We start from the raw sequence: 19,257 nt of genomic DNA on the forward strand, positions 1-19,257 counted from the left end.
TTTTAACGCTAGTTATTCAGTGCCATTGATTAATTGACTGTCATTAATTGTAAGTCACAGATAGATCGTCAGTTATTGCACGTCAGCTTTTGGGCTGAGATCTTCATACAAGGTGTCTATCCATTTTTCTGCTGAGATAAACTGCCATCCCCAATTTTTATACTCTTTGGGTACGCCTTGTTGTTTGATTTTAGCCAGGTCGTGACCCATTTCAATTTCGCCGCGCATCCAATTAATACAATCATCAAGCATATGCTTAAATTTCAATAATTCGTTACGGGTTGCTAGTTCACCATGGCCTGGGATCACCTGCACCTTATTATCGAGTTTGTCTAAAATTGCGCTGACATTGTCACGATACCCTATTACGGAACCGCCACCTTTTAGGTCTATGTAAGGAAAGCGGTCTTTAAAATACAAGTCGCCCATGTGGATAATGTTGGCTTTTTGCCACATGACGACACTGTCACCATCGGTATGGCCTGGACCCAGGTGGATCACTTCTAGGGTATCTTGATTAAAATGAATCGAGATGTTTTCAGCAAAGGTAATGACCGGTAAGGCTGATTTTGGGGTTTTGCTGTCTTCACTTAATCGTTTTAATACATTGTGGTGGGCTAAAATGGTACCCGTGGCACCAAAGTGTGCATTACCACCGGTATGATCGCCATGGTAATGAGTATTAACAATGTATTTAGGCACTCCAGCTTGTATCTCATTTAATGAGGCTGATATTTTATCGGCTAATGGCGCGAACTGATCATCAATAATCAAAATACCGTCGCTACCCGCTGATACGCCAATGTTGCCGCCAGCACCCATAAACATATAGGTATTGTCATTGAGCTTTTTTGAGGTGATGTTGACATCGCTCATGCTGTCATCGGCTATTGCACTGCTACTGATCGCCAATAAGGCCAATGTGCTAAGTTTAATCATCTTTGTTTGAAATCTCTGTTTCATTTTTGTCCCTTTATTTGTGCTGGATAACTGGTAATCAACTACATTAATACTGATGCTCTGGCCTGTTTGATCACTTTTAGGTTACAAACTTGTTATTAAATATCTTATCGGGTCCAAGGTAACAGCTTTTGAGCAAAATTGTTGGCTAAACCCAATCGAATCGCAGACTTATGGCGAACTAAGTATAGTGCTTGATAACACAAAGGCACTAAATACAAGCTGGTGACAGTGGAGAAGGTGAGTCCGCCGATAATGGCAATGGCCATTGGTGAATAGGGTGGGCCGCCGCCACCGATTTGGGTGTCGCCCATGGCTAATGGTACTAAGCCGAGCACGGTTGTGGCTACCGTCATTAATACCGGACGTAAACGGGTAATACACACGCTAATAATGGTATCGCTCAGTTTATCTAAATCCGGTGTCATTTGATTAATTTGATCCACCAATACAATACCGTTATTGACCACAATACCCATTAAAATCAAGATACCAATCATGGCCATGACCGACATGGGTGTGCCCGTTAACCACAAAGCCCAAAATACCCCAGTAATGGAAAACATTATCGAGGTGATAATGGCGGTGGGTAGCAATAATGATTCAAACAATGCTGCCATGACGATATAAATCATCGCGATAGCTAAAATCATGTTCACTGCCATGATAGATTGGTCTTCATCTTGACGTTCAAAACCACCACGTAGCGAGTAGCCATATCCGTAAGGAAAATTCACCGAATCCATGACTTGGGTGATTTTCTCTTGTGCTTCTTCTGTGGTGAAGTCATCTAGGTTTGCGCCAATCGACAACGCAGTTTGGCGATTAAAGTGTTTAATGGTGTCAAAGCGTGGCACTACCGTGGCTGTGGCTAAACTGTCGAGCGTGTAAACACGGTCACCCTGGCGAATAATCGGCAATTGTTTGAGTTTTTCAAGCGAGTTTTGCCAGCTTTTATCATAAGCCAGCTCAATACGAAGCTCACCGCTTGGATCATGCCTAAATGAACGTAAAGGTGACCCTCTAAGGGCGATAGCAATGTTAGAGGCGATATCGCTTAAGGTCAGATCAAGCCTTGCAGCCATTTCACGATCAATCACCACAACCACTTCCTGTTGGGCGCCGTTGACTTCTGAGCGCACATCAACAAGACCTTCAATGTTACTCAATAACGGCAAGACTTGTTCACTGAGGCGAATGAGCTCGGTGGTAGAGCGACCTGTTAATGTGACCCGTATTCCGCTATTTTCATTGCCCCATCCAAACTGAGGTGTGGCAATAGAGAATTTAGGGAACCCTTCGCGGATCATCTTTTTCAACTCGCTCATTTCAATAGGAATATCTTTTTTTAGCAAAATGGTTGATTGCGCATCTTGTGGCGCGTAATAACTGTATACCGCGTCGATATAAAAGGTGTCTTTGTTGCTGTAGAGGTAATCCTCCATGCGATTAATCATCGCTTCGGTCACAGCCAAATTATGCCGACCTTCTAATTGATAGTTAATGTATAAGCGGTCATTGCCTTCGCCATCACCTTGGTCTTGTTGCACTAAACTTAATGGTAGGGCAGTTGATACGAGTAGCGCGATAGCAATCACTCCAGAACGTTTAGGGCGGGTTAATATCCAGGTTAAGCTGCGTTGATAAAACAGCCCTAAACGGTTGTGGTCATTAACGGGTTCTACCTCAAAGTGAAAACGATTAAGCATCAGTGGAATAAGCGTTTTAGCCACTAATAAAGAGGCCGCTAACGAGATACAAATAGCCACGGCGACGTGTTCTAAAAAGATGGTCAGCTGGACTTTAACGCCAAAAATATTGGGTAAAAATACGATTGCAGTAGTGAGTGTGCCCGCCAATATCGCCAGTGAGACTTTTTCAACGCCTGTTAATACTGCCAGCTGATTGGCTTTTATTTGGCAGGTATCATCGATATGTGCGGCTTGCTTTTCTTGCAGCACACTTTCAGTGACTACCACGGCATTATCAATCAGCATACCGACGGCTAATAACAGGCCCATCATGGATAAGATATTCAGGCTGTAGCCTAAAAAATACATTCCGGCCAGGGTCATGCATAACGAAATCGGCACAGATGACACCACGACTAAAGTCATTTTGAGATTGCGTAAAAACAAATACAACACCCCAAATGATAATACAGCGCCCATTAAACCAGACAGCAATAAATCCTTAAGAGATGATTTAACGCCGTAAGCCTGGTCTTCCATGATAAACAGTTTAATGCCATTAAATTGCTGGTCTTGTTTAACCTGTTCGATGACCTTAAGTACCCGATCAGACACTTCAACCAAGTTAGCACCGGACTCTTTAAATACATCAATCCCCACCGCATACTTTTGATCTAAATGGCGGCCTTCTACTTTCTCTGGTAAAGCGTAACTGACCGTTGCGATGTCTTGTAAATGAACGCCAGGTACAATCACCAGCGCATTGATGTCGTCTAGGCTGGTAAATTCTCCTTTTGGCGTCACCTGATACACCTGTGAATTGGTGCGAATGGTTCCAGCACTAATAACAAAGTTTTCGGATAATAAGCGGGTGCGTAAATCGAGGCTGTTGATCTCAGACGATGCGAGCTTGTCGGCATTTAATCTAATTTCAATTTGTTTTTGTTCTACACCATACAGGGTGACTTTAGATACCCCATCGACGCGCTCGAGTGGTTTACGTAACTGTTTATCGAGTAAATCAAAAGCATTTGATAGCTCACGTTCACTTGATATTCGGATAGTCAGCACTGGCATGTCGGCCGTCGAAAACTGCTGGATCATGACTCGCTCGACATCGGTCGGCAGTAAGTGACGCACTGAATCGATTTTTTCACGCGCTTCTAAGCTTTTAGTGGCAACGTCTTCACCCCATTTCATATTAAGCTGAATAAAAGCGCCATCTTGGGTTGAGTCAGAGCGCACTTCTTCAATGCCGCTCATGGTAGCGAGCGACTCCTCTAACACTTTGGTGATGTCACGCTCAACTTCAGCTGGGCTAGAGCCTTTGTAAGGCACATTAACCATAATTTGCGGAATATCGATGCCAGGAAACATCTCTAACGGCAGCATGCGGCTCGCGGCCATGCCAAAGAGCATTATGGCCAAGAAAAACATGCTGGTGGTGACCGGACGCTTTATCGCTAATTGAGTGATATTCATGCTGGTGTCTCCGCATTATTTATCGCTGCGTCATTAGTCGCGTATTGCTTACGGTCAAATAGGGCATAAAGCGCTGGAATAACCAGTAATGTCAGTAATGTTGACATGCTTAAGCCAAAGATGACGGTAATGGCCATGGGGGCACGCACTTCACTGCCATCGCCCATGCCAATCGCCATGGGCAATAACCCGAGTGTGGTGGTGAGGGTTGTCATCATAATCGGGCGTAAACGCGATTGCGCAGCGTCATTAATGGCGCTGATTTTATCCTGGCCTTCACGGCGCAGCTGGTTAATACGGTCAACCAATACAATGGCATTATTCACTACAATCCCTGCCAGCATAATAAGCCCAATAAACACCACTACACTTAAGTGTGTCCCGGTGATAAATAATCCGACAATACTGCCAGCAACGGCCATTGGCACCGCAATCAGAATCAACAATGGATGCAATAGTGATTCAAACTGGCTTGCCATTACTAAGTAAACCAGAAAGATGGCCAACACTAAGGCGATTTTAAGCGAGTCAAATGAGTGTTCCATCTCTTCGTTCTGGCCACCAAAACGTGCCTGGATAGAACTGGGCAGTTGCTGTTTAGCCAGTATCTGTTGCGCTTCAAGCACTGCTTCACTTAAATCCCCGTAAGCTAAGTTTGATGACACAATCGCCACCCGTTGTTGGCTTATACGGTTAATGGCTGAGGGGCCAATTTGCAGATGCACTGCGGCAATCGCACTGAGCGGGATAGGCTGCTTGCTATTAGGGTTAATAATTAATGATTCTATGTCGCTTATTTGATCGCGTTCCGCTAATTCGCTGCGCACTAAAATGTCGACTTTACGATCTCTAACCGTAAATTGACTGGCAATAGTGCCACCAACACGCTGCGCGATACGATTGGCGACCGTTGGTGCATCCATACCGAGTGCCGCTAAACGTTCATGATCAAAGCGAATGCTGATTTCAGGTTGGCCATCTCGCAATGTGGTGTTGATGTCGCTAAAGCGGTCATTTTCACCTAAGGCTTTCACTAGCTGATCAGCACTTTGCTTAAGTAAACTTAAATCATAGCCCGAAAGCTCAATTTCTAACGGGGTTTTAAAACTAAACAGTTCAGGGTGCTCTATTTGCGCTTCAAGCTCAGGAATATTACGGGCGGTTTTGCGTAGCACCTGACTGACCGCATTAAAGGCTAAATGGTCGGCTAATACTACTTGTAAACGGCCCCAGTTCTCACCGCCACGTGCAGTGTCTGATGTCATTAAACCACCGCTACCAGCCTGGCTATAGGCGTGTTTTACATCATCGCGGTCTTTAATCGATAAGGCCAGTTGTTGCAAAACCGCATCAGTCTCGCTGACTTCGGTGCCGGGCGGCAATAATATTTCTACATAGAACTCGCCCTGGTTCATGGGCGGAATAAGCTCCATACCGAGCCTAGGCAACAAGCTGCTCGATGCCAAGGTCATTACCAGCGCGATAACAACCGTGAGGACTTGATGACGCAGCGCATGGTGTAAAATACGGTAATAAAATGATTCAACAAGGCGATAAACAGCATTAAAAGCGGCGCAAAGGGGCGTTAATATTAATCCCAATACACTGCTGACGAACCGACTGATAACAATAATCGCGGTGAGTAATCCTGCGGGTAAATAGCTGAATAATAATGTAAATGGAAATTTTACTATCGCCAAGAGGTAATATCCAATTTTGCCTTTAACGCTAGTGGGTTTGGCAACTTTTGGCGTTTCGACCGGCTCTGGCAGGCTGGTAAATCCTTGGCGAGATGCCAACATCGGGATGGCGGTTAGCGCAACAAATAATGAAGCCAATAACGCAAAGGTGACGGTTAATGCCTGGTCTGCAAATAATGCCCCGGCAATTCCGTCGACAAATACTAACGGTAAAAACACCGCTAACGTAGTTAATGTTGAGGCAAAAATAGCCCCCGCGACTTCTTTACAGCCGGTGACGGCAGCATCAACTTTGCTCATTCCGAGTGATTTATAGCGATCAATATTCTCGAGTACCACAATGGCGTTATCGACTAATAAACCGATAGCCAGCGCAATACCGCCAAGTGACATAATATTTAAGCTGATGTCGGCAAAATACATCATATTGAAGGTGGCAATGACCGAGAAGGGGATTGAGATGGAGATGATTAACGTGGCAATAATATCGCGTAAAAACAGATAAATAACCAACATGGCCAATAAGCTACCAAACAATGCTGCCGAGGTGACTTCATTGACAGCGCTTTCAATAAATTCTGATTGATCGTAGATGACTTTTAATTGATTTTTATTGCCTGCTAAATTGATTTTGGCCAGTTCATCTTGCAGCTTTTTAGCGACAGCAACCGTATTTGCGTCACCTTCTTTATAAATGGCGAGCTCAATCGACTCCATATCACCAATACGCGTGATGTCGCTACGCTCTTTATAGGCGTCTGATATGACTGCAATGTCAGACAGTCTCACCAAGGTTTGCTCGTTACGATAAACAATGACCTGGCCAAGTTCTGCTAATGAGTTGAATTGATTTAAGGTTCTGACTAGGTATTCTTTGTCACCTTGTATAACTTTACCGGCAGATAAATTGATGTTTTCTTCATTAATACGACGTTTAATTTGGTCAGCATTGAGGTTTAATTGACTGAGCTTTTGTTGATTTAGCTCAATATGCACTTCTTGCTCGAGTCCGCCCGATAACCTAACGGCGGCCACGCCCGATAACGCTTCAAGGCGACGCTTAAGTTCTTCATCGGCAAAGGTGCGCATTTGTTTAAGCTGCTCAGCATCAGCGTTGGGCACTGAAAATGCTAAGCGCATAATGGGATCAAGATTAGGGTTAAAGCGCAATAACAACGGTTTATTAATGTCTAATGGTAGCTCAATGGTGTCGATTTTTTCACGCACCTCTAGGCTTGCCATGTCCATATTTGTGCCCCATTCAAACTCGAGCACCACATCAGACATACCAGAGCGAGAAATCGAACTAATTTTACGCAAACCTTTTACCACACCGACCGCTTCTTCTATGGGTTTTGACACCAGTTGTTCAATCTCGACCGGTGCAGCGCCATCATATGCGGTACGAATAGTCACGCTAGGGTAGCTTAAGTCGGGCAGCAACTTTACTGCAAGGCGTGAAAATCCCACCATACCAAATAACATAACGGCAAGCATGAACATCCACACAGTCACCGGACGGTTAACTGAGGTATTTATCATTGACATGATCTTGCTCCGTTATCGAATGGCTGCAAAGCTAAGTGGGGTGATAATTTCTACCAGAGATTGGTCTTTGAGATTTTGCTGGCCGCGGATCACAATTTGTTCGCCTGCGCTAACGCCCGATACAATTTCAACGGTGTTGTTTTCACGGTAACCTAGGCTAACTTCACGGCGCTCTGCTTTAGTGTCGTTAATCACATACAAGGCTTGAGTATTGTCTTGGTTTATCAAGGCATTGTATGGCACGGTTAATACATTTTGATGGGTATCGTATTTAAGCTCGACGCGAGTAAACATGCCTGCTTTTAAGGTTGCATCTTGATTGGGTACCGCCAATGTCACTTTAAAGGTGCCGCTTTGGGCATCAACAATTGGACTTATCCGCAATACTTGTGCATCGATACTGCTGTCATTATTACTTTGATGTTGCTGCACTATGCTGGCATGTTGACCAATGCGTAAGCTGGCAAGTTGCTGCTCGGGTAAATGTAAAATTCCATGCAGTTGGTCTTGATTGACGACATAAAACAGCTCTTGAAACTCTTTAGCCATATTGCCGAGCTTAATGTGACGGGTAGCGATAACGCCATTGATAGGCGAGGTGATTTGGCTTTCTTTGACTTGAAGCTCAGCAAGATCGCGTTGTGCTTTTGCCGCCTGTAAGTTGAACTCGAGTTTAGCCATGGCATCCTGGCTAATAAACTCTTTATTGATCATTTTATTTAAACGATTTAATTCTTGCTCAATGATCTGTACTTCAGCTTCAGAGCGATTGAAATCGTAACGTTGACGCTTAGCATCAATCACTGCAAGCACTTGTCCTTTAGTGACTCTATCGCCTTCTTCAACATTTATCGCTTCAACAATTCCCGCTATGCGGCTCATCACATGCGACTCTTCTGGTGCTTCGAGTGTGGCGGTTGTGCTATAAAATGACGACACGTTACCCGTTTCAACCAATGCCGTTTCTACTGGGATAGCAAATTTCTCTTCTTCTTTTGCTTGCTCTGCTTCACCTGAGCATGCACTAAGGGCTGCAATGCAAAGTAGTGGGATTGCCATTTTTTTCATGCTGTTAAACCTATCCATGGGGTACCTGCCAGTGTTATATTTTTAATTGAGTGACGGTTAAGCATGATGCTATGCCTTTATTGGTAAACGTCACGTTATCATTTGTAACGAATGTTAATGCGTGTCGATATCCCAATAGAAAGCACATAGTGTGCCAATAATGTTAACTGTTATATAACAACGGTTTAGTTGTTTTCTGTGAGTAAGTTGGTAAAATTGACAATGTTACAATAGTGAAAAAGATTAACTTTTAATGAGATCCGTTAACCGACTGATTAACGAGTATTTGATTGGGTATATACACGGACATAATTACAACAAAAGGAAACGTGAATGAGAGTAACATGGTTAGTAGTGGCTGCATCTGTCAGCCTATTATCGGCTTGCAGTATGCTAATGAGTCAACAAACGGGCAAGCAATCTGTTTCAAGCAGTTTAATGGATTTTCTTTATCCTGAAAAAACAGATAAAGCCGCCCACAGTCCTGAAATCCCAGTGTTAAGTTTACCTGTTAATGTCGGGATTGCCTTTGTGCCTTCAAGTGGCTTGAACAGCGATGCCATTCATAATAAAGATCAGTATGAACTACTGGAAAAAGTCAAAGCAGCGTTTGTAAAATACGATTATATTGACCGAATTGAGGTTATTCCCAGCACGTATCTGGCTGGTGGTGAAGGCTTTACCACATTAGAACAAGTAGGGCGCTTATATAATGTCGATGTGATGGCATTAGTGTCTTATGATCAAGTGACTCAGTCGGTAGAGAATAACGCCGCATTGTTGTACTGGACGATTGTCGGAATGTACATTATTCCTGGAAATGAAAACACAGTGCAAACTTTTGTTGATACTGCAGTGTTTGATATTAAAAGCCGCAAAATGCTTTTTAGAGCACCAGGAATAAGTAAGCTCGAAAAACGCACTACTGCTGTCGGTATAGACGAAACATTGTCAGAAAAGTCGATGGAAGGATTTAATATCGCCGTGACGGATATGAGTCAAAACTTAGAAGATGAATTAGCGCGTTTTAAAACAAGGGTAAAAGAAGAGAAAATCGCTAAGGTCGAACACAAAACTAATTACAGCGGTGGCGCGATCGAACCTTTACTGCTGTTTTTAATGTGTCTCATTGCAATGATAGTGACATTGAACAGAAAGCGTAAACTCAATTAAAGCGATCGATGGTAACGATAATAACAAAAAAGCGCCTTTCGGCGCTTTTTTAGTTTGGTCAATCAGAAGATAAACACTTATCAATGTTTTAATAATTACGTGCTGACTCCCCAATGTATAACTTCAGCCAATAAGACCCTTAATGAAAGCAAATGGCGTGCGCAAGAAACACTATCGTTAGTTTTGGAGACATTAATTAAAATCATGTTACTAGCGATTGGTATTTAGCGTTCTTCTGTATCAAGGGTTGATCATACTCAGGGGCTGATTACACTTTTTGACCAGCACCAAAAATCATTACTTCCCTGAAATCATCACTCCAACAAGCCCTATTGAATTTCTGATTCTGGCTTGTTTTAGCGGGATGTAGCTTCACTAGATTTAATGCCCAACGCCTAAAATAGCCAGAATACTGGCACCATCCTCATCATACATTTTCTGCTTATCTTCTTGAAATAGTGTATCTAAAAGCCAATGCTGATTATTTTTCGTTTGCCTGTGAGCCCTAATCGCTGTACCAAAGGCTTCTGATGTCAGCACTGCACTGCTGACATAAAAATGCGTATCTATACTGGTTTTGTTACCCACTTTTCGATGACGCTCTACAGCGATTAATGTTTTTAATTGAGACCATTTCATCTTTATCTCAGCGGGTAAATTCAATGGACACTGAAACGTTATCCGTTTTTCAACTCGACCATGGCCTTTATCACCTTGCGTACAGCTTTGGCTGATTACCTTTGACTTGCAAAATACAATGCCCACCTTCTTTGACAATATAATCAAGTGTTTGTGTCTGGCAATGCAGCGTATCAAATGTCAGTAACTCAGACTTCAAATCAAGACACGTCAGCAATTCTTGAACGAGTTTGAGTTCACTCTTTTTGCTTGCACCTGATTTAGCGCTGAAGACTAAACTAGAGCCGGTATCATATGCAGTGACCATATGTAATGCAGTGCTTGAGGCTGATGCTTTAGCACCTTTAAGCACTTTCCCATTAATCCCAATTTTTTCATTACGCTAGCTATGGCGTAAACCCCAACCTTACAATTTAAATCTAATAAATCAGCCTGTATTCGACGTTTACCATACGTCGAGTGTGACTCAGAGAAAGTTTGCTCTATCAATTGTATCTGAGCTTGTTTTTCAACGCTTTTGGGGATCGGTTTGTAATAGAGACTACTGCAACTGATCTCGAATACTCGGGATAATTCACTCATTTTAAAGCCTGGGTTTGCTTTCTTTACTTCGCGCATCATTTTAAGTTTTGATTGTCTCGAATGAAGAAAGCTGCAGCCTTTTTTAAGATATCATTATCCCTCATGGCTTGTTTTAGTTGGGCTTCTAGAAGCTGTATTCTTCGTTGTTCTTCAGTTAATGCTTTGGTATTTTCCGGTGTTTTACCGGCTAATTCAGCCTGGTACTGCACTTTCCATCTAGACACCGCAGATTTACCTGCACCTGACATATCTTCAATTTGCTTGTTCGTGTAACCCTGTTCGACCATCAGCTTGGCATATTGTAATTTTTGAAGAGGGCTGACAGTGATTTTAGTTTTTCTAATCATAATAAATACCTTTAAGATTTTGCATATTTTAAGCTATAAATCTCTACAGTTTCATTAGACCATTACACTTGCCGGAGTGAAACTTAAAGACATCACGCGTCGCACCAATCGCTCAGAAGTGCTTGACCTAAAAGCCCAGCGGGGAACGCAGGAATTTCGAGTGATAAGGCGTTGGTTTGCAGAAGAAAAACGATTTTGCATCTGGCTAACCAACTTACCGGCAGAGTCTTACTCAGCCGATGACATTATGGCGATTTACCGCTGCCGCTGGCAGGTTGAGCTGCTGTTCAAAGAGTTGAAATCACATACAAACTGGCAGAGATTTGCCACCGCGCAGAAAGCGATAGTTGACGGCCTAGTATGGGCCAGCCTGCTGGCACTTATCATCAGACGCAGCACAGCGATGCGCATCATGCCTTCAGTTTCGCTGTTCAAAGCGGCAAAGAATGTGGACGTTTGGCTGCTGCCAATCTTTGAGTGTATCTGTCATCGGGCTTGGTCAGAAATAACAGAAAAGATAGACTGGGCGGTCTGCTATATAACAATAAACGCAAAAAAGTCACAACAAAGAAAATCTAGAAAAGACATAACGTTAGATGGAGTTTTTTCAGGCCTTAATGCTTAAGGTCCAGTATATGAGGTGATGCTAGTATTAATAAATCCATAGGCTCGCAGTGGAAGAACAAAGGTAAAGATGAGTTGGGTAATAAATCGCTAGCAAGCCGCGTTGAAATGATGGATGTAAAGGCTAAAAAAGCACTAGAAGAGTTAGGTCCAGAGACAAAAATGAATGTAGATTTGCATAGGTGTAAATAAATGAATAAGTTTTTTGATAATTTTTATAACTTTAAAGGGTTTGGACCAGCTATCAAGTCAGTGAATCCTACTCAAGAAACGCTTGATTATTTTAAGGAAAAACTGCCGAACCGTCTTTTAGAATATTGGCAAGAATATGGATTTTGTGGTTGGGGTAATGGAGCTTTCTGGACTGTAAATCCAGCTGATTATCATGAGGTTTTACAAGTATGGTTGTCAGGTACAGAATTTGAAGAACGAGAGAAAGATGGTATCGATAAATACTATGTAATCGGTCGAGGTGCATTTGGTCGCTTATTTGTATGGGGTAAAACGTCTGGGCAAAGCATTAAAATAAATCCAAGTTATGGAATGTTACTCCCTGCTGATTATAGTGATAAATTGAAGGCGTTGGGCGAGGAACGATCAATTGACTTATTTTTTGCAGTTATGTCAAAAGATTCAATTGAAGAAGAAGCAGATGGAATGCCTTTATTTAATCGAGCCCTAGAAAAGCTGGGAGTCCTAGAGTCTGATGAAATCTATTCTTTTGTGCCTGCGCTATCATTAGGTGGGATTAATAAGCTAGAGAATTTACAAAAAATGAAAGCGCTAGAACATATTAACTTTCTAGCTGAACTCGGTGAAAAACGTGTCATGGCTGATATTGTTGCTTTATCAAACCAATTACCACATAACCAATAAATATTACTTCTAATGCTAAACACTAATTAGTTTAATTAAAAGTAGTGCGATAAACATACAGTTCTATGTTGTTAAATTTTAGCAAGTGTAGAATAAAAAATAACATTAACGCTTACCGCAGTTGTTGCGCTATCAGCCAACAAGGCTGTTTTAATAGGGAGATTTGCTCAACATGTTTGGACTACTAAAAACATACGACGTGCACATGTGCTCAGAAGTAAAAGGGCGAGTCCTGTCAAACGGAAAACCTGTTGTTGGCGCTAAAGTGATAAGAGAACTTAGTTATATTCATCAAGTTGAATCAAATGATGAAACCTTAACGGACGAGTGTGGCTGTTTTTTTATGCCAGAAGTCAGTATCAGTTCAAAAAAACCAGGTGATATGTTCGTCAATGATTCTGTTATGCAGAAAGTTTACATCATTATTGATAGTGTTCAGTATATTTTATGGGACTCAGAGTTCGGTGGTATTGAAGAGTTTCCAGAGTTTAAAGAAAAATTAACAATGCTAAATTGTGACCTAAGTAATAAAGAAGTGACTTTTACCTTTCCAAATAAAAAAAATGCAAACTTAATGTTTGATGGTATAAGTATTTGTCGATGGGAAACGGATTTTGATATTTATGAAAGAAATGACGATGACGATGACGATGATGACTTTTTTAATTTTTAATTTTTAATTTTTAATTTGTACTTAAAGTAAACTTAAATTCAAGGGAATGAAATGAAAACTTTGACACCAACTCTAGCTTCTAACTTGGCTGATTTTGCCTACAAAAGTGAATTTATTAAAAGTAATAATATTGCTAAAATTAGGGTTCCAGCAATTCTTTCGGAACATTTTTTATTCAATGCTCAAAAGTCAACGTTACATGGTGTATCAGGTACTACAGCTGAACATGTTTTAAACCATACGTCTGGTTTCGGTTTTTTTGGTATTGGTCGTAATGAGGGGATATTTAAAGGAGAGGCTGTGCTTGCTTTTCGCGGTACTGCAGGTATGTGTGATGTACTGACCGATCTCCATTGTGGTGTAACATCTGGTCCAAATAACCAATTAGTTCACTCAGGCTTTAATAGAACATTTAACTCAATGAAACCTCAAATCAAAACGCTACTAGAAAATCTTGGAGATAAGCCCTTACATTGTATTGGTCATAGTTTAGGTGGTGCTTTAGCCAACCTTGCTGCAATTTGGATTCGAACAAACTTCAAAAATCCTGTTAAATTATATACTTTTGGGGCTCCAAGAGTGGGTTTTGCACCGTATGCAATTCAAGTTGAAACCAGTTTAAGTGGTATTTATCGTGCTGTTCACCGAAGTGACCCAGTACCTATGGTTCCTGTTTGGCCCAGGGCAAGATCACGAAGCTTTACCTTGACTTAAGTTTGTGATCTTATACTTCTTTTTAGTAAGAAGTAAGTTAACCCATGTCGCAACTACAGCTATTCAAGTACTTTTCAAACATTGATGACCCCCGTCAACAAGGTAAAGTTGTCCATAAACTCTTTGATATCCTATTCCTTACCCTCAGCGCAGTGATTGCTGGATGCCAAGGGTGGGAAGAAATTGAGGATTTTGGACACGACCGTCTCGATTGGTTACGCAAATTTGTCTCTTTTGAAAATGGTATTCCTAAACATGACACGATAGCGAGGGTTATCAGCACTATTGATATGAGTACGTTTCAATCCTGCTTCTCTAAATGGATGCAAGAGTGCCACCAGGTCACTGCTGGACAAGTGATTGCTATTGATGGGAAAAGATTAAAAGGTTCATTTAATCAGTCTGATAGAAAGGATGCCATTCATATGGTGAGCGCATTTGCTTGTGAAAATGGTGTGGTGCTTGGACAACAGAAAACCGACTGTAAATCCAATGAGATAACCGCCATCCCAGTGCTGCTTGACTTGTTAGAAATAAAAGGTTGCCTAGTCACCATCGATGCCATGGGATGTCAGAAAGCGATAGCTCAGAAAATTTTGGATAAAGAAGCGAATTATCTGCTGGCACTTAAAGGCAATCAGCCTATGTTCTTTTCCCAGGTAGAGAAATTATTAGGACCAGAAATTAGCCGCCAGTGTCAGGATGGAACGCTATTTCAGGAAGCGGATTACCAACGGAATAGAGAAGAGTACCGGTGCTGTATTGTGACCAATGACATGAGTCAAATCCCCGCAGCGGCAGATTGGCCAATGTTAACGACAATTGGGGTGATCATTTCTTATCGAAAAGAAAAAGGCAAAGTATCCAAAGAGTTAAATTTTAGATACTACATCAGTTCAGCCACGCTAACGGCAGAAGAGTTGGCAGCAAGTGCCCGAGAGCATTGGAGTATTGAAAATGGATTGCACTGGAAACTTGATGTTGGAATGAAAGAAGATGATTGTCGTATCCGACGTAATGGTGCACCGGAAATTATGGCAGGTGTTAGGCATGTTGCAGTGAATCGTCTTCAGTCAGAGACAAGCTTTAAAAAAGGAGTAAGAGCGAAACAAATGAAAGCTAATCGCAACACCGATTACCTTGAAAAGGTTATTTTTGGCAAGTGAATTTTCATGCTCTTACCCTGCTGTTTGGCCCTTTGTACATGCTGGGGATGAATATAGATTAAGTACCTGTGTTTCTTTTGTTGGTGCGTCACACAAAATGAAAGGGAATGCTCCTGGTTACATTAATACCGCTTCTAGATACGCTGATTATAAGCAGATGAAAATGGGGTCAATCTGTAACCTTGAACATGTTCGCTTAAAGTATGAAAAACGTCATTTAGCGTGTTTTAATGCCCACTGGTCAGATAAAATTAGTGCTGGATTAATATGGCTTTTACGTTCAAGTGGTAAATTGACTTCAATACTTGCCCAAGTAGGCGTCAGTTCGACGTTATCCATTTATGATTTAATTGCTCGTTCATTAGTTGAGCTATCTGAAATGTCTCGTGAATATGCTGAAGATTGTAAAGGATTGCTAGGTCATATATTAACTTTTATCGGCAAGCCTGGAGTTAAGATTATTGACCTCAGTTACAGTACCGTGAGAAGTATTTTAGCTATGCTATTGAGTAGATTAAAATCTGTCGTAGTTGAGGCCTTAGGGTTAGTTTTTTAACTAATAGATTCTAATTGCTAGAATACTGCTTTCCATGTAGGAAAAAATGTATTTAATAGGCTTTATTTTTGCAATTTAAATCATATTCAATATAAAGAAGTTATGGAATAACAATGAACAAAGTTAACACGGATGTAAATTACAGAAAAATGGCTGGTAATGCTAGATTAGTTATTATCGCAGAATCTAGCCATAACCCTGTTTCTTATAAATATGAAGCTATACGTGCACTAAAACAACTTAAAGCAGCTGGTTTTACTCACTTTGCAATGGAAATGTTGCCATTACATATAAATGAAAAAATTGAATTCTACCAAAAAACAGGGAAAGGTTTTGATGCAATAAAGCAGTATTTTAAAGATAATTGGAATTGGAATAATGCTGCTAGCACTGGTTATGCTGAGCTAGTAAAAGCTGCAAACGATTTAGGTATGAAAATTATTCCGTTAGATATGCCAATTGAAATGATGGATTTAATTGATGAACGATGTAGCTGGCAGGGGCTGATTACACTTTTTGACCAGCACCAAAAATAATCTCTTCCCTGAAATCATCACTCCAACAAGCTCTATTGAATTTCTGATTCTGGCTTGTTTTAGCGGGATGTAGCTTCACTAGATTTAACGCCCAACGCCTTAAAATAGCTAGAATACTGGCGCCATCTTCATCATACATCTTCTGCTTATCTTCTTGAAATAGCGTATCTAAAAGCCAATGCTGATTATTTTCCGTTTGCCAGTGAGCCCTAATCGCTGTACCAAAGGCTTCTGATGTCAGCACTGCACTGCTGACATAAAAATGCGTATCTATACTGGTTTTGTTACCCACTTTTCGATGACGCTCTACAGCGATTAATGTTTTTAATTGAGACCATTTCATCGTTATCTCAGCGGGTAAATTCAATGGACACTGGAACGTTATCCGTTTTTCAACTCGACCATGGCCTTTATCGTCTTGCGTAAAGCATTCGGCATCTGGGGTATTTGTAATGTAATCAGCAAATTGTGCCTGTACTGCCTCGTACAGCTTGGGCTGATTACCTTTGACTTGCAAAATACAATGCCCACCTTCTTTGACAATATAATCAAGTGTTTGCGTCTGGCAATGCAGCGCATCAAATGTCAGTAACTCAGACTTCAAATCAAGACACGTCAGCAATTCTTGAACGAGTTTGAGTTCACTCTTTTTGCTTGCACCTGATTTAGCGCTGAAGACTAAACCAGAGCCGGTATCATATGCAGTGACCATATGTAATGCAGCGCTCGAGGCTGATGCTTTGGCACCTTTAAGCACTTTCCCATCAATCGCAATAGAAGAAAGTCCTGTGCTAAGCCGATGCTCGTTGACCCAACTCAACAAGGCATCTAGCAAGGATTGCTTTGACACTCCTCTGAAGATGCGACCAATACTCTGCTGGCTGGGAATACCATTAGCGAAGGGGCGATATTTACGCAGCCACATGAGTTTTAATGTCCCGAACTCGTGGCAATCGGCCCAACTTTGCGCACCTGATATCACTGCGCTTAGGACGAGGAAGCAGATATCAATGACATCATGTTCTTGATTTATATGGGAACGACAATCAGTAATCTTATCGAGATGTTTAAGCATATTAAGTATAAAGACAAAGAAAAAGAGCGCTATTTGATCACACTGGCGAGATCAATCAAGCTATTTTTTATCTCTTTGTTTTTAAAAAGGATGTATGAAAAGCGATCGAGTATGATCAGCCCCTGTGTAGCTGGGAGGATGCCAATACAGGTTCTTGTTCAGATTCTCACATACAGCGAAATCAAATGTGGGCAAGTATATTGAAAACGAATTTACAAGTGTATAAACACGCTCGTATAGTCGCTTTTATGCAAAGATATCATGCGTTTAATGCAGGAAACAAACATGTTGGTATTGATTCATTGATGCTAAGTATGAATGTTAATAGTATGAGTATTATAGAGTATGTTGGTGGTGCTATATGCTCTGATAATGGTATTTGTGAAGGTCAATCAGATGAAAGTAAATCTTTACAAGACACTTATTTTTATCGAAAAGGCGCATTTATTCCTTCGCCAATGCCCTCTTTTACTGTACATCTCCCTCAGAAAAAGTATTTTTAGAAGGTATTTTGACATGATAAAAATATTTTCATTATCTTTATTCTGTGTGGCTATTTCCGCCAATGCAGCAGGTCCAAGGTGGGATGATTCAATTGATATAAATGATCCTCACTTAAAGGTTAGTGTTGCAGCTGAACAGTGTCAAAAAAGTTTAATTAATGCTCCCGAGAAGCTTGAACTCTGGTGTGAAAAAGCCATTGGTATGGGGTATTGGAGAGGTTTGGTTCCACTTAGTTTGCACACAGGTAATGGTGTTCGGTTAGTTAAGGAAGCAACAAAAAGAGTCAATGCAAAAGACCCTATGGCTTACTCTACACTGGCTTGGCTATATGAAAGTGGTATGTTTATAGCGCAAGATATAAATCATGCTATTTCACTCCATAAAGAGTTTTTAGCATTGGATGTTGAGCTACCTAAATCGTCAGTTACTGCTGCTCATGAAGAGTTAGCAAAGCTGTATATAATACAACAGAATTGGCTAGCGGTTAGTGATCACGCCCAGTACGTTTTTGATAATACTACGTTTGAATTTAATAAAGAATATGCTGCTCAATTGATTAAGTTCGCACAAGACAAATTAGTCGAGGAATGACATTCTAAGCATCAATAAAAACAAACTTATTGATAGGTGTATATGAAGTTTACATTAATTATTTTAACAGTCTTATTACTGACAGTGAGTCATTTTGCAGTTGCTTCTGATTGTATTCAAATAAAAGTGATAAAGCCTATAACAGTTCAATTTAGTAGTGATGATGTTAAGTCAAAAAGATTTGATCAAGTTAAGCTTTTACATGAAGATAAATCGGGTATTTGTTTACCGACGCCTGATACTTATGTTTTAGCATATGATATGGGTGTTCCGTATATTGCTGCTCGTTTGAAGGGGCATACACCAGACATCACATTAATAAAAAAAGATGAAATAGAGTATGTTTTGATTAAATATCATACTGGAAATAAGCTTCAAGTATTGAAAGGATACCAATATATTGACTCTACTCTAGTTGAAATCCCAAACTTGACGTTAAGTAGTAATTTAAGCGAAATCAATATCGTAAATGGAAGCATTGAAGTTAACAAAAGCGAATTTGTTAATGATAAGGTGATAAATCAATTGTCGTACTATGATTTTGATTTAACTGGCATACATAAAAAACATTAACAGAATATCCTTGCTAATCACCTCAATAGTTATGCTGTCCAGGGTAACCGTACAGGGCGAGATCGTGAATGTTTTTTGAACAATTTGACGCACTATTTGACGTTAACATCTCGCTATGATCTTATACTCCCTTTTTTCGGGAGCACACCATGCATATTGACCACTTCAAAGAGAATTTC

The 19,257-nt window shown here is 40.9% G+C and carries 16 protein-coding genes and 3 pseudogenes; 12 read left to right on the forward strand and 7 right to left on the reverse strand.

Annotated features, from left to right (window positions below):
• Positions 1-72: 72 nt before the first annotated feature.
• From AC19MX_RS17900 to AC19MX_RS17915, 4 genes are all read right to left on the reverse strand, one after another.
• Entirely contained in the window at positions 73-963 is an 891-nt protein-coding gene (locus tag AC19MX_RS17900) for an MBL fold metallo-hydrolase (RefSeq protein WP_432403805.1), read from the reverse strand.
• A 104-nt stretch (positions 964-1,067) separates the two neighbouring features.
• Entirely contained in the window at positions 1,068-4,133 is a 3,066-nt protein-coding gene (locus tag AC19MX_RS17905) for an efflux RND transporter permease subunit (RefSeq protein ID WP_432403802.1), read from the reverse strand.
• Positions 4,130-7,381, reverse strand: a complete 3,252-nt coding sequence (locus AC19MX_RS17910; RefSeq protein ID WP_432403800.1) for an efflux RND transporter permease subunit — start codon at positions 7,379-7,381, stop codon at positions 4,130-4,132. The genes AC19MX_RS17905 and AC19MX_RS17910 overlap by 4 nt, the downstream gene beginning before the upstream one ends.
• A 12-nt stretch (positions 7,382-7,393) precedes the next feature.
• A complete protein-coding gene (locus tag AC19MX_RS17915; protein ID WP_432403798.1) occupies positions 7,394-8,467 on the reverse strand; it encodes an efflux RND transporter periplasmic adaptor subunit in 1,074 nt (357 codons plus the stop codon).
• A 315-nt stretch (positions 8,468-8,782) separates the two neighbouring features.
• Between AC19MX_RS17915 and rhlP the strand changes: the two genes are divergently transcribed.
• Positions 8,783-9,622 carry a rhombotarget lipoprotein gene (gene rhlP, locus AC19MX_RS17920; protein ID WP_432403796.1) on the forward strand — a complete coding sequence of 280 codons (840 nt, stop codon included), beginning with the start codon at positions 8,783-8,785 and terminating at the stop codon, positions 9,620-9,622.
• 268 nt (positions 9,623-9,890) lie between these two features.
• Here rhlP and AC19MX_RS17925 read toward each other — a convergent pair.
• A pseudogene (locus AC19MX_RS17925) lies at positions 9,891-10,631 on the reverse strand (ISAs1 family transposase); the annotation flags it as partial.
• Positions 10,622-11,190, reverse strand: a pseudogene (locus AC19MX_RS17930) (IS3 family transposase); the annotation flags it as partial. The pseudogenes AC19MX_RS17930 and AC19MX_RS17925, both read right to left, overlap by 10 nt.
• Positions 11,191-11,257: 67 nt before the next feature.
• Between AC19MX_RS17930 and AC19MX_RS17935 the strand changes: the two are divergent.
• From AC19MX_RS17935 to AC19MX_RS17970, 8 genes and pseudogenes are all read left to right on the forward strand, one after another.
• Positions 11,258-11,815, forward strand: a pseudogene (locus AC19MX_RS17935) (transposase); the annotation flags it as partial.
• Positions 11,816-11,841: 26 nt separating this feature from the next.
• Entirely contained in the window at positions 11,842-12,006 is a 165-nt protein-coding gene (locus AC19MX_RS17940) for a hypothetical protein (RefSeq protein WP_432406101.1), read from the forward strand.
• Entirely contained in the window at positions 12,007-12,690 is a 684-nt protein-coding gene (locus tag AC19MX_RS17945) for a GAD-like domain-containing protein (protein WP_432406098.1), read from the forward strand.
• Between the two features lie 205 nt (positions 12,691-12,895).
• Entirely contained in the window at positions 12,896-13,363 is a 468-nt protein-coding gene (locus AC19MX_RS17950) for a DUF6795 domain-containing protein (RefSeq protein ID WP_498299318.1), read from the forward strand.
• A gap of 51 nt (positions 13,364-13,414) precedes the next feature.
• Entirely contained in the window at positions 13,415-14,077 is a 663-nt protein-coding gene (locus AC19MX_RS17955) for a lipase family protein (RefSeq protein WP_432406093.1), read from the forward strand.
• A 44-nt stretch (positions 14,078-14,121) separates the two neighbouring features.
• A complete protein-coding gene (locus tag AC19MX_RS17960) occupies positions 14,122-15,243 on the forward strand; it encodes an ISAs1 family transposase (RefSeq protein WP_498299319.1) in 1,122 nt (373 codons plus the stop codon).
• Positions 15,233-15,799 (forward strand): hypothetical protein, encoded by a 567-nt coding sequence (locus tag AC19MX_RS17965; protein WP_432406160.1) that lies wholly within the window; start codon positions 15,233-15,235, stop codon positions 15,797-15,799. Before AC19MX_RS17960 ends, AC19MX_RS17965 begins: the two co-directional genes overlap by 11 nt.
• 113 nt (positions 15,800-15,912) lie before the next feature.
• Positions 15,913-16,335 (forward strand): ChaN family lipoprotein, encoded by a 423-nt coding sequence (locus AC19MX_RS17970; protein WP_432406164.1) that lies wholly within the window; start codon positions 15,913-15,915, stop codon positions 16,333-16,335.
• On the opposite strand, the gene AC19MX_RS17975 is transcribed toward AC19MX_RS17970, so the two are convergent.
• Positions 16,307-17,410: an ISAs1 family transposase gene (locus tag AC19MX_RS17975; RefSeq protein ID WP_498299320.1), complete on the reverse strand. Its 1,104-nt coding sequence runs from the start codon at positions 17,408-17,410 to the stop codon at positions 16,307-16,309. The genes AC19MX_RS17970 and AC19MX_RS17975 overlap by 29 nt on opposite strands.
• Before the next feature lie 185 nt (positions 17,411-17,595).
• Between AC19MX_RS17975 and AC19MX_RS17980 the strand changes: the two genes are divergently transcribed.
• The 3 genes from AC19MX_RS17980 to AC19MX_RS17990 are packed head-to-tail and all read left to right on the forward strand — an operon-like array spanning position 17,596 to position 19,078.
• On the forward strand, positions 17,596-17,913 hold the full coding sequence (locus AC19MX_RS17980; RefSeq protein WP_498299321.1) for a hypothetical protein: 318 nt from the start codon (positions 17,596-17,598) through the stop codon (positions 17,911-17,913).
• A gap of 13 nt (positions 17,914-17,926) precedes the next feature.
• Positions 17,927-18,505: a hypothetical protein gene (locus tag AC19MX_RS17985; RefSeq protein WP_432406147.1), complete on the forward strand. Its 579-nt coding sequence runs from the start codon at positions 17,927-17,929 to the stop codon at positions 18,503-18,505.
• A 42-nt stretch (positions 18,506-18,547) separates the two neighbouring features.
• Positions 18,548-19,078 carry a hypothetical protein gene (locus tag AC19MX_RS17990; RefSeq protein WP_432406144.1) on the forward strand — a complete coding sequence of 177 codons (531 nt, stop codon included), beginning with the start codon at positions 18,548-18,550 and terminating at the stop codon, positions 19,076-19,078.
• Positions 19,079-19,257: the final 179 nt, after the last annotated feature.

The sequence above is a fragment of the Shewanella sp. MF05956 genome (assembly GCF_059758055.1).